The following is a 12,531-nucleotide window of genomic DNA, read 5'->3' as shown; positions in this document are numbered from 1 at the left end:
GAAGGTGAGTGCCAGCGGCCTCGCCGCCGGTACCGGAAAGCGCGATGGATTGCGAATGATGACCCGCCGGTAATGGCGACATTCGCTGCCTCAGCCGCCTGGGCCCCGCAGTTGGGCGGGGTGACCTGGCAGTATGGGAGGGTGCCGCCGTCGTTGGGGTGAGGCAGCCGGCATGTCACCCGCAAGAGTGGACGACTGCTGGAGTGTTGCCCGCTCAGGCTGCTCATAGGGGCGGTCCGCGGGTGCCGTTCAATGGCGTGTTGTCACCCCTCGCGCGGCGCCGGCCAGCACATCACATGTCCGGAATGGGGATCGTCTAGGCTCTCCTGCATGCTCACCATGCAGGAAGCGTTGGCCCGGTTGACTGATTACTGGACGGCGCAGGGTCTGCTGACCGTTCAACCGATGAACACCGAGGTCGGAGCGGGGACATTGAATCCTGCCACCTTCCTCCGCGTTCTCGGTCCGGAGCCATGGAAGGTCGTCTACACCGAACCTTCCGTGCGGCCCGACGACTCCCGCTACGGTGAGAACCCCAACCGCCTGCAGACGCATACCCAGATTCAGGTGATCCTGAAGCCGGATCCGGGCAACCCGCAGGAACTGTGCATCGGCAGCCTTGCCGCCCTCGGTATCGACGTGGCGGCGCACGACCTGCGGTTCGTCGAGGACAACTGGGCTTCGCCCGCGCTCGGCGCCTGGGGCCTGGGCTGGGAGGTGTGGCTGGACGGCCTGGAGATCGGCCAGTTCACCTACATGCAGCAGGCGGGTGGCATAAACCTCGAACCGGTCGCCGTGGAGATCACCTACGGTATCGAGCGGATCATCATGGCGCTCCAGGGCGTGCGCCACTTCAAGGAGATCGAGTACGCGCCTGGCATCAGCTATGGCGAGGTGTTCGGCCAAGGCGAGTACGAGATGTCGCGGTACTACCTGGACGACGCGGACATCGCCACGAACCGGCGGCTGCTCGAGCTGTACGCGGCGGAGGCGCAGCGGCTGATCGACGCCGGGCTGCCGGTGCCGGCCCACACATACGTGTTGAAGTGCTCGCAGACCTTCAACGTGCTCGACTCCCGCGGCGCGGTGTCCACGGCGGAACGGGCGACCGAGTTCGCGCGGATGCGTCGAATGGCCGCCGAGGTCGCCAGACTGTGGGTGGCCCGCCGTGAGGAGTTCGGCTTTCCGCTCGGCCGCGCGGAGCCGCTGCCCGTGGCCGGCCCGGTCGCCGCGGTGAGGGTGACCGACGACCGGCCCCGGACTCTGGTCTTCGAGGTCGGCACGGAGGAACTGCCGCCGTCGGAGGCGCGTGCGGCACGCGACCACCTGGCCCAGGCTGTCGCCGACGGTCTTGCTGGGACCCGGCTTACCTACGGCGAGGTGCGGGTCTACGCCACTCCGCGCCGGGTGCTGGCCGTGGTGGAGCAGGTAGCCGCTCGGGAGAGCGACTACACGAACACCGTCCGCGGCCCGCGCGTCTCGGCGGCGTACGAGGCGGACGGCAGCCCGACCAAGGCCCTGCAGGGCTTCCTGCGCGGCCAGAACGTCACCATCGACGCGCTGGGGGAGGCCGACTTCAACGGCCAGCGGCACGTGGTGGTGCACAGGCAGGAGACCGGCGGTACCGCGCCCGAGGTGCTCGCCACCGTGCTGGGCAAAGTGGTCACGGGCCTGCGCGCGTCGAAGAACATGCGGTGGAACGACTCGCAGCTGTCCTTCACCAGGCCGATCCGCTGGCTGACCGCCCTCTGGGGTGACCACCAGGTTCCGGTCGTGGCCGGGATCATGGCCGCCGGTCGCAGCACCCGCGTCCTGCGGGTCGCCGACCAGCCCGTCGTCGAGGTGGCGTCGGCCGAGGAGTTCCTGTCGACGCTGGCGTCCAACGGTTTGGTCGTTGACCCGGCCCAACGCCGTGAGCTGGTGGTTGCCGGTGCCGAGGAACTGGTTCACTCGCAGGGCCGGGTCGACGTAGCCGGCGAGGCCCCGCTGATCGACCAGATCGTCTACCTGACCGAAGCGCCGACCCCGCTGCTCGGCACGTTCGACGACCGCTACCTGACACTGCCCGACGCGGTGCTGACCACGGTGATGCGCAAGCACCAGCGCTACCTGCCGGTGTGGGACGCCGACGGCGCGCTGCTGCCGATGTTCGTCACCGTCGCCAACGGCCCGGTCGACGTGGATATGGTGCGGGCCGGCAACGAAGCGGTGCTGCGCGCCCGCTACGAGGACGCGGCCTTCTTCTACCGTGCCGACCGTACGCTCTCGCTAGACACGATGCGCGATCACCTCGACCGGCTCACGTTCACCGACAAGCTGGGGTCGATGGCCGACCGGGTGAGCCGCATCGGCGCGCTCGCGACGTCGCTGGCGGCGGACCTCGGACTGTCGTCGCCGACTCTGGACCGGGCCGCGGACCTGGTGAAGTTCGACCTCGGCTCGCAGATGGTCACCGAGATGACCAGCCTGGCTGGTGTGATGGCGCGTGACTACGCGCTCAACGCGGGCGAGACCGAGGCGGTCGCACAGGCCCTCTACGAGGCGGAGCTGCCGCGGAACACCGGCGACGACGTGCCGGCCACGCTGCCCGGTGCGCTGCTGTCGCTGGCCGACCGGCTCGATCTGTTCGCCGGCCTGGCGGCCACCGTCGGGTTGCCCACCGGAAGCAGCGACCCGTTCGCCGTACGCCGTGCCGTTCTGGGACTGCTCGCCGTGCACCGGGCCCACCCGGAGCTCGCGGGGCTGCGGCTCACCGATGCCCTCGCCGCGGCCGGCGCCCTGCAGCCGGTGGAGGTCGGCGACGACGTCCTGCACGCCAGCGGGGAGTTCCTGGCGAAGCGGTTCGAGCAGGTGCTGACTGAGGAGGGCCACCCGATCGACCGAGTCCGTGCCGTTCTCCCGCACTTCGCCCAGCCGTCGGTCGCCGACCGGCTGCTCGGCCAACTTGCCACCCTCGCGACGGACCCGGAGTTCGCCGCGGTCGCGCAGGCGATCCAGCGGGCCCGACGAATCGTGCCTGAGGGCACATCGGCCGGGTACGACCAGGGCCTGCTCAAGGAACCGGCCGAGGTGGCGTTGCACCAAGCGGTGCAGGGCGTGCTGGGCCGGCTGGGCGCGGGCCGGGAGCCCGATCTGGCCCGCTTCGCCGCCGAGACGACCGCATTGGTCACACCGCTGGAGGAGTTCTTCACCGACGTGTTCGTCATGGCCGACGACCTCGACGTCCGCGCGGCCCGGCTGGGTCTGCTCGCCACCGTACGTGATCTGAGTGCGGGACTGCTGGACTGGGCGCACCTGCGCCTCTGACGAACCGCTGCCCGGTCCCGGCCAGCAACCAGCCCTTCGCCCGTTACCTTTTTGATCGTCGCCAGCCGGGTCGCTGGTCAGGCCGGTGGCGAAGCCACGAATTTCGGGGCGTCCGGCATGGCGGGCGCGGTCGATCCAGGCGTCGAGGTGCTGCCCGGTGCCCTGGTGGCGACCAGCGGGCGAGGTCAGCGATTGTGTCGGGGTCCGGGCAGCGGCCGCGGGCCTCGGCGAGGTCGACACGGTCGTCGTCGGTGAGCTTGTGGCCAGGTCGCATGGTCCAAGCGGTGATGCGCCGGGCCGACGGCACCCGGCCTGCGGTCGCGGGGCTGGGGGCTGGACAGGCACGGTTCGTGGCAAGCCAGTCCCGCAGCACCGGCAAGCTCCCTTGATAGCCACGGGCACGATCTCGCCGTGCAGGTCAGCGGTCTGATGGACGCCGTCGGTGAGGCGTTGCCGCAGGTGGGAGTGAAGCGGGGCGAGGACGCTGGGCCGGCTGCTGGCGTTCGGGCCGATCAACACCTCGGGGGAGGAGGCGTGGGCGTACTTGCGGGCGTTTCTGACGCGGCGCACGCCTCGTCCTCCGCCTTCAACGCGGCGGCCTGGTTGGGGGACCCTGCCGCTTGTGCTGGCGACGGCGCCCGTTCCGTCGGGCGGAAGGCCGATGATGAAGAACCAGCGGGCTTGACCATTGACGAGGCGGTGGCTGTGGACAGCCATAGGGCTGCACCTTGTCGGCTCCGCCTGAAAAAACTGGCTCTGGCACACATCTTGTGAGTCGCGCTCGTCGGTGGTTCGGGTGGGGTGTCGGGATGGAGATCATCCCGGCGTTGCTGCCGCACCTGACGGGCCTGCGGTTGGAGGCGGTGGTGGTCCGGGGCGTCGGGGTCAGGATCGATGCGGCGACACAGACTGTGCAGGCGCAATGTGGCACCTGCAGCACCTGGTCGACCACTGTGCATGGTCGCTATGTGCGGCGACTGGCCGACGTCAGGTTAGGTGGTCACGAGGTGCTGGTCGCGTTGACGGTCCGCCGATTCACCTGCGTGAACTCCGAATGCGGGCGGCGGACCTTCGTTGAGCAGGTCCCCGGCCTGACTCGTCGGCATGCTCGTCACACCGTCGTGGCGGCCGGTGACTTGGAGGCCGTCGCGGTGGCGTTGGGCGGTCGACCGGACAGCAGGTTGGGCAGCGGCTGGCCGTGTCGGTCTCCCGCTCGACGTTGATCCGGATGATCCGCCGGATGCCCGACCTGCCGCCGGGGACGCCGACGGTGCTGGGCGTGGACGACTTCGCCCGTCGTGCGCGGCTGTGGCAGTACGCGACCGATGAGCTTCCCGACCTACCGCAGCTCGTCGCCCGGAAGCGGGTCACCGGCGTCGGCGAGGACGGTACCGAGATCCGGCACAGCATCGCCGCGCTCGCCGCAGCCCTGCGACGCATTCCAGTCCGGCCACCGGTACCTCTGGCGAAGCTCGCCCACGACATCACCGGCGACCCACACTACTTCGACCTGACCACCCTCAACGGCATCCGCCTCGTGGCTGCAATAGCCGAACGCGCCGGCCAAATCGAGCCGAATCGGCCGGATCTTGTACGCGCGCTGCTGTCTACCGTCGGTGTCATCGCCGACCGGCTCTCCGCGACGGTCCTGCTCTTCAACGTCGAGGCTGTCGGCGACGGACCGATCGACCGGCGACTGCGCGATTCACCGGCACCTGTGGCGCTCACATTGCTCGACTTCGTACAACATCCGCCTGTTCTCGCATTGCAAACCCTGACGGTCGTGGAGAACCCGTCGGTCCTGGAGATCGCTTTCATCGCCGGAGTGCGACAACCGATCGCCTGTACCAGCGGCCAGCTACGTGCGATCGATCATGTGCTATTTCAGCTCACTGTTTCGCACGACGTGCGCCTGCGCTATGCCGGCGACATCGACACTACGGGCAGACAGATCGCAGCGTTCGTCGCACCGACCTATGGCGCCGAATTGATTGCGATGGAAACGACAGCGCCTCCGAAGCTCGACATCGTCCGCCGACCATACCTCGCCCAGGCTGCGCCAAGGTGAGCCGCACCACACGCTCGCTGCCGCAACGGCACCATTTCGGGTGCGCATGCTCATAGATTACGGTACGGCCAGGGTTGGCTCAAGCTGGCACTCCTACTACCGTGCGTTGAGCATGGGCAGCAGTGAGGCGCACGGCTCGAGGTAATGGCCGGCGGTCCCGGCGATCAGCGCCAGACCGACTCGGTCGCCGAGACCCTTGGTGTCGGCAACGATTGGTCCGAGGGCGACAGTAGAGGATCTTTCCACCTGCTGAGGTTCCGGAATTCCGGCAGTTCCATCCCATACTCTGACCGGGCTTGGCAGCTCCGTCGCCCGCCAAGCCCGGCGAGCGTGTCACTTCGCGGGTGTGGTCTTGACGGTGGCGCGTAGCGTCTGTGCGAGGCTGGGCATCGCCTTCCAGCCGTCGGCGACTTGGGCGATTCGGGCGGTGTTGGTGGTGGTGAACTTCTGCAGGTCGTTAGCGGCGGCGTTGACGACTCCATCGAGCCGTGATTCACGGCAGGCCCAGTCGGCAGCGGCTACCTTCTTCTCGAATGCGACAGCGTCGGCCCATTCAGGGAGGGCGGTCGGGTCCGACGGACGCTCAAATGACACAGGCGGGAACTTTTGCTCGACCTTCAGGTACGCCTCGGACAGGTCACCGGCGTCGATTCCGGCCGACTTCATGCAGCTGGCGTATTGGCGAGTCAGGTCCGGTGCGACCTGCTGCTGGACGCTACCGAGCAGGTCTACCAGCTCGACTTCCAGTTCCTCCTGCCCGTCAGGAACCCTGAGCTTCTCACCCTCAGTTGCGGCGTTCTGGCAGGACTCCACAGCAGTGAACCAGCGAGCTTGCTCATCCGCGGCGGCAGGCAAACCCGGGTTGGGGGTCTCACCTCGCTTGGCCAGCATCTCGATACGGGCGGCGACCCCGAAATCGGCGCGCTGGGGCGCAAATCCGAGCAGGTCCCCGGGGGCAGGGTCGGTAGGCGGGCTCATCGGCTGATAGGGGGTGACGCCGTACACGACGCCCTTGGTCCGGGCGCAGGCGGCGATCGCGGACTGGCTGGTGAGCCACATCCGCTCCTCGCCGGCCAGGCGCTGTTGCGGCGTTCCATATACCTGGTCGATCACAGCGGACAACATGGCCGGGGCATCGACGCCGACGGGCGCGGCGGCCGGCATGCCGGGCTGGGCGCAGCCGGCCAGCGCGGCGATGGTGACGGCGGTTGCAACGGCAACGTTCCGGCGGCGGTTAACCATTGGCCGGTGGGCTCCCTTCATAGGAAATCAGGACGAGCAAGAAGTGACCGAGCCGCCCCCGTCGTACAGGTACGAGCCGGTGGAGGTGAGCCACCACGAGCGGGTGCACTTGTTCGGAATGCTCACGATGACATCAGATGGTACGCCGATCGCTATCTCGCAAGTGCCGCTGGTGGTCGCATTGTTGTTGCCATAGCAACTAAAAAGCTTGTTGAAGCCGAATACGTTAACGGGACTCGTATGGTCGGCAGGACCGTGCCATACGTGCGTCGAAGTGACCGCTCTCGCGGCTCCAGTCGTACCACATGTCCGGGCACTTACCGCTGGGCACGGCGCCGGTCGGAGCGGCCAACACGCGCAGCAGATCCGACGAGTCGTTCTGATTGTAGAACCCGTACGACGAAGATGGCCGGACATACAGGTTCCCCGCCCAACGGGACGGGGATCCCACGAAACGCGAAGAGTAATCACGCTTCGTGGGGAAATAACGTGTCCGAATCGGTATCGTCGCCCCACCCCAGACAACGCCAGCAGCGGAGGTCCTCGTTGACGACGGTTCGGCAGGGCAAGCGCCCGCCCGCGCTCGGGCGGCTGGAACCCGGCTTGACTGGCGGCGTTGTGGGCGAGCCCGATGAACAGGCGTTTGCGCCAGCCGGCCACACCGTGCGGCAGGTGCGGCGCAGCGTGTTCTTCGAAACGAAGGAGGAGACCTGGTCGAGGGCCGACCCCGTGGCGAGAGGGTGGGTGGCACCGCACCCTATGGCGGCCGGCGCCCGATCCGCACCCGAGACGCTGAACCTGGTCGGGCGTGCGGCGCACGCCCGACCAGGATGTGGCGGCTCAGACCGCCGGGAACGGGCGCAGCCCGATGTCGACCGTCAACGTGCCGCTGGACGGAACGGTTACTCGCTTCGCGGCGGCCACGTCGGCGACGCCGTCGTACCAGCCGGCATAGTCGGCGAACCCGCCCCACTGCCAGCCGACGGTGACCGTCTGCCGACCCAGCACCCGCGTCTCGTACCGGCCGTCGTTGTCCCACGTCGACCCGACCACCTCGCCGGTGGCTGCGTTGTGGAACGTCAGCACGGCACTGACCGGGCGTCCCGCGGGGTTCGTCAGCCTGCCGGTCACCAGGGTGCCGCGCTTCAGCGCCGGGCTGTACGTGGTGCTCTGGGCGGCCCGGACGGTGACCGGCTTCGCCTGGCTGCGGATCGCAACCCCGCCGGACCATTGGAGGGCGTGGTGGGACGTGGAGAACAGGAGCGGCCAACGGTAGGGGCCGAGCCAGTCGATCCGGTAGGTGCCCTGAGCGTTCAGATCCGCGTCCCAGTGGAGGTAGGACAGGCCCGAGGAGTGGGCAAGGGAGACCGTACCCGAGGTCACCGGCGTGCCGGTGGCGGCGCTGGTCACGGTGCCGGTGATGGTCCCGGCACGGTCCAGGCGGACCGGTGGGGCGATGACGGTCCCACCGGCGGCGACGGTGAGGGTCCGGGCCTTCGCGGGGTCGCCCGTGCCGCCGGTGGCGCCGACCCACTGCGCCCCGTACAACGAGCCACCCGTAGGGCGGACGAACAGCTTCCAGGAGCCGGCCTCGACGCCGTCCAGCCGGAGGTGCCCGCTCTCGTCGGAGCAGGCCAGCGGACCCACAGCAGGCAGCTCGCCAGTGCCGGACGGCGCGACGGTTGCGCAGGCTCCCCCGACCGGCGCCCCGGTGGCAGCGTCGACCACCGTCGTCTCCACGTGGGCGGCGGGCGTCAGGTCGACCACGGCAGGACCGCTGTCGCCCTCGACCACGGTCACCTCGGCGTCGGTGGCCAGGTAGTTGCCATCTTCGGTGTAGACCCGGATCGTCTGCGGGCCGGGGACGAGCCGGGGAATGGTCAGCTCGGCTTCGTCGCAGTTGCCGCCGCGATCGACGGCGTACGCGCAGACCCGGGTGAGGGGCGCGCCCGTGATCGCGTCCCGCGCCCGCACGGTGATCGGGCTGGGCGTGACCAGCCGCTCGGCGACGTCCGTCGTGCCCCCCGCGGCCACCCGGAACGCCTCGGCATCGGCGTAACGGGTCTTGCCAGGCACCCACTGCCGGAGCCCGTCGTCCGGCAGGTCGGGGTCGTAGTACGCCGGAGTGATCCTGACCTTGTAGTCGGCGGCCGGTACCTCCACGCTGAGCTGCCCGGACTCGTCGAGTTGCAGGTAGCCGGAGTAGCTGTCGTCGGTGGCGGCGAGGTCGACGACACCCCGGGCGGCGGTGCCGTCGGGCTGGGTCACGGTGAGTCGGAGCAGCCCGACATCCTGCTCCTGGGCGGAGGCGGCGGCCGGTAGAGCGGCGGCCAGAACCGCGGCGGTGAACGTGGCGAGACTTCGACGTACGAAGGACACAGGGATCCCCTCTCCGGTTCGCGCACGGGGTCCCGCGTGGCAGCCGACCAGACACGCCCCCGTGCGTCATGTGCCGCCGGCAGCGTAGGTTGCTTGGTGAGTCGCACGCTGTCCGTGATCCGGCTCACGGCCGCCGTGCCGCGCTTCCCGTGTGAACAGGCATATCGCTCGTACCCGCCTCAACCGTTCTCCGGCAGCTCGACACGCCAGTCGTTCGACACGACCATCATCGCCATCGACGGCCCGGGCGGATCAGGCAGGACGACGCTGGCGGCGACCGTCGCGGAACTGCTCAGTGGTGCGACGATCGTCCACGGGGACGACTTCTACCGCCCCATGCCAGAACATGAACGTACTCAACTCGACCCGCAGCAGGGCTACCCGCGATACTTCAACTGGCAAAGCCTCCACGACCAGGTCTTCGTGCCGTCACGCGCCCATCGGACGGCGCGCTACCAGAGCTACGACTGGGCCATTGGATCAATCAACGCCCCGGCTACCGATGCCGCCACGGCCACACCAGCACCCAACAGCCCACCAACCCCCGACGCAAGATCCTCTACCTCAGAGAAGACCACATCATCGCCCGACTCGCCGACCATCCCCGACTCCCCAGCGGCATCCAGACCCCACACGACCTGGTCACACTCCTACACAGAAGGAAGATCACCATCGTCTGCGACCAGGAACACTGCACACCAACCACAGAAAAATCCGCGCAGGTCAACCTGCGCGGATCATGATCGATATATGGTAATGATGTGTCCGAGGGGGGATTCGAACTCTTGCACGTATCATCGGTGCTCCATTTCGGGTGCACATGCTCGTAGATTACGGCACGTTCAGGGCTGGCTCAACCTCACGCGCCTATTACCGCGCGTGAGCATGAATCGAAGTCGGGCCGCGTATGGTCCAACCTTGGCCAGCTGGCTGGGTTATCGACTGACCGAAATGAACGTGCAGGCATCAAGCTTGAGCCCCACCGCAGGGGTCCTGGTGAGTTTCAGTCGACCGGCGTTGACGGCAACCCGTGCCGCTCGCGTTCTTCGGTAGCGAGCGCACCAGGTTCACCGCCTTCGTCGAACTCTGAAATTCACCACAACCGCGCACAGCGCCAGAGCATCCGGCGCCGACCAACACCATGCAACGAGGTTCCCGCAACGCGCAGATCTGCGCTCGCACCGCCAGGGCGAGGGTCTGGATCCGGATGAGTCGCCGGCGTCGCGGTATCGGAGCTGGGGTGGTACAGCCAGTCATGGCGACGGCATAAGCCCTGACGAGCAGGCTGGCATACCAGGCCGTGGCAGGCCTGGAGGCCACCCCGCACCTGCTTCTCGCAGAGCATCACCCCACGTGACCCTGTGCACTCTGATCGATACTTTCCGTGCATAACTCAACATGCGTTGTCCCTGAGTAGAGGGGACCTCGATCGGGCCTCGGGCAGCATCCGCTCATGGCCCCCCTGCGCATCAGCCCTGAAGCGTTACAGTGAATGCAGTGGCGAATCCCGTCTGGACGCCGGTCGGTGCCGGGAGCGTCCGTCACGGGAGGTCGCTACCCTTGGCTCACTGTGACGTCTGTTGTCTGCGTCTGAGGCTCACGAAGATCAAGACTTTGCCGAAGCATTACGGTGATGAGACGTTCGGCTTGTTCAGCTACGGCGCCCAGAAGGAATGCGATGGTTCGGGAACGACTCTTCACACTGCGGAGCGTGATATCTCAAGACAGTGCAGGCGTCCACGCAGCCGTCAGATCTGTCCATCCTGCCGTCGCACGTCCCTGACGCTGAACAGGAACGGCAGATTCCCGAAGCACCTCTCCCCCGACGGCACCAACTGCTCCATGTCCGCGAGGCGAACAACCGCAGGTAGGATTCTGAGCAAGCGCCGCTCTTTACGGTCACGTTTCACGCGCTTTCGGCGGACACGTGAGGATCCTGTCTAGAGCCCTAAGCTATCGGAAGTCATCACATTGCCCGCCGCGCTGCATGGGGGATCCGAATCATCCGAAAAGTTCGCGGATAACTCCCATTGCTCGTGGCGAGATCGCTTCGTCGGGGTAAAAGTCGCTGCACAGGCGTATAGCGTCGTCCACCGTCGTTACCTTGGCCAGCGCCGCTAGGGCGCGAAGGTCGTCCACGTCGCGGGTTCGCGCCGCGAGCGCCTTCATTGCGAAGATGTGCTCCGGCGAGGCGGCCATCACGCGCAGGCCAGGGTGGTCGAAGACTCGCCGCTTGCCCGGGTCGTCCTTGCCGGATACATACACGCTGGCCTGCTCGTTGAGCCACCACGGCGGTAGGCCCAGTTCGTCGGCCACTGCACGCGCCTCATCAAGAACGACTCCGTGCGGGACGAACATCGCGTCGACGTCCCTGGTAACCCGTTTCGCGTCGTAGGCGAGCGCCATCGCGGCACCACCCACAATGAAGATGTCAGCGACGACTCCGCGCCGGACAAGCCGGTCGCCCAGCTGAGCGAACGCGCGTTCGAGTTCCGCGCGCCCCATGAGGACGCCGTCTGACCCGCTCACGCCGCAGCCAGGTCGTGAACGGAGAGGTACACACCGTGCTTCCGGAACGCAGCCGGGGCCCATGCCAGGGCGTCGGCCCGATGGATGGCAAGTTCGGCCGGGAACCATGCCCGGCGCAGCACACGTGCGTCGACCCAGGCAGGCGGAGCAAGATCTGCCTGAGCTAGCAGGTGCTCCGCAAGCGCGGCAAGCAGCGCGTCCCACCGTGGGTCTCCGTTTAGCCCGGGCTCATCTCGTAACAGGTCGGTCCTGGTTTCGGCGGGTTCCCAGCGGTACTCCTCCAGAAACTCCCATACGAGTTTCCAGCGAGTCTGGTCGGTGTCCGCGGATGCCAGATGGGTGGCCAACCTGGCCAGACTCATCGGTTCGTAGCTGGTACCCATCGGGCAAGCCTCACCTTCGAGCCGACGGCTTCATCCGTTGCAGACTATCGCGGCGCCGGCCGCGAACACCGCAGAGGTGAGGTGGCGACGGGTGCCCGATTTTGGGCCGCGACCCTGCTCGGAGGGTTCACTCATGCTGCGCGCACGGCATCACCCTTGTGATCTTGGTTGTAGGCAGCGCAGTCTGTGACGTTGCCCGTCAACTAACAGGGGGTGCATGCGAGCGTGACTCTCAGTCAGGATGCGATCGAGAAGACGACGAAGTTGGTCGAGTTTCTCGCTGAGGTAACGGCCGCAGTCGAGCGGGACCCAGTGTGCGACATTCTGGAAGACCCGGACGCGCCTGATCCCGTCATCTGAATCGATGCCCTACCGCGGGGCGTTCAGCGGATGGCTAGCCCTGCCGATGATGTGATCATGCGGCTGCGTCCGTCTCGGCCACCGACGGAGCCGGCGCCGCCGGAGTTGCTCCAAGATTGGATCGACATGGACCCCGTGGGCAGGTTCGCTGGTCCTGCGCCGCACCTGTTAGTACTCCAGCAGGAGATCCGTGCTGGCCTGCGACGGCAGTGTGGTTTTGTCCGTGGGCATGGAGCAGCCACCGCTGAGTCTCGTGGTTGTGTG

Annotated in this window: 7 protein-coding genes; 3 read left to right on the top strand and 4 right to left on the bottom strand. The window is 67.4% G+C overall.

Annotation, left to right across the window (positions count from 1 at the left end; all coding sequences use genetic code 11):
• Nucleotides 1–330 precede the first annotated feature (330 nt).
• From AB0B02_RS29180 to AB0B02_RS29170, 3 genes are all read left to right on the top strand, one after another.
• Complete coding sequence (locus tag AB0B02_RS29180) at nt 331–3,306, top strand: glycine--tRNA ligase (RefSeq protein ID WP_357305844.1); 2,976 nt, start codon at nt 331–333, stop codon at nt 3,304–3,306.
• Between the two features lie 809 nt (nt 3,307–4,115).
• On the top strand, nt 4,116–4,529 hold the full coding sequence (locus AB0B02_RS29175) for a transposase family protein (RefSeq protein ID WP_357305687.1): 414 nt from the start codon (nt 4,116–4,118) through the stop codon (nt 4,527–4,529).
• Nucleotides 4,505–5,374, top strand: coding sequence for a TIGR02679 domain-containing protein (locus AB0B02_RS29170; RefSeq protein ID WP_357305683.1), 870 nt, complete (start codon nt 4,505–4,507; stop codon nt 5,372–5,374). The genes AB0B02_RS29175 and AB0B02_RS29170 overlap by 25 nt, the downstream gene beginning before the upstream one ends.
• A 333-nt stretch (nt 5,375–5,707) precedes the next feature.
• On the opposite strand, the gene AB0B02_RS29165 is transcribed toward AB0B02_RS29170, so the two are convergent.
• The 4 genes from AB0B02_RS29165 to AB0B02_RS29150 form a co-directional block, all read right to left on the bottom strand.
• Nucleotides 5,708–6,616: a hypothetical protein gene (locus tag AB0B02_RS29165; protein WP_357305679.1), complete on the bottom strand. Its 909-nt coding sequence runs from the start codon at nt 6,614–6,616 to the stop codon at nt 5,708–5,710.
• Nucleotides 6,617–7,456: 840 nt separating this feature from the next.
• The gene (locus AB0B02_RS29160; protein WP_357305676.1) at nt 7,457–8,995 is read right to left on the bottom strand and encodes a carboxypeptidase-like regulatory domain-containing protein; all 1,539 of its coding nucleotides are present in this window, start codon (nt 8,993–8,995) and stop codon (nt 7,457–7,459) included.
• Between the two features lie 2,001 nt (nt 8,996–10,996).
• Nucleotides 10,997–11,524: a DUF6036 family nucleotidyltransferase gene (locus AB0B02_RS29155; protein ID WP_357305673.1), complete on the bottom strand. Its 528-nt coding sequence runs from the start codon at nt 11,522–11,524 to the stop codon at nt 10,997–10,999.
• Complete coding sequence (locus tag AB0B02_RS29150; RefSeq protein ID WP_357305670.1) at nt 11,521–11,907, bottom strand: hypothetical protein; 387 nt, start codon at nt 11,905–11,907, stop codon at nt 11,521–11,523. Before AB0B02_RS29150 ends, AB0B02_RS29155 begins: the two co-directional genes overlap by 4 nt.
• Between the last annotated feature and the right edge of the window lie 624 nt (nt 11,908–12,531).

Origin of the sequence: Micromonospora sp. NPDC049240, from assembly GCF_040647835.1 — a bacterium.
Classification (GTDB): Bacteria; Actinomycetota; Actinomycetes; order Mycobacteriales; family Micromonosporaceae; genus Micromonospora.
Note: the sequence above shows the minus strand (reverse complement) of the source record. Positions and strands in the feature narration are given on the sequence as shown.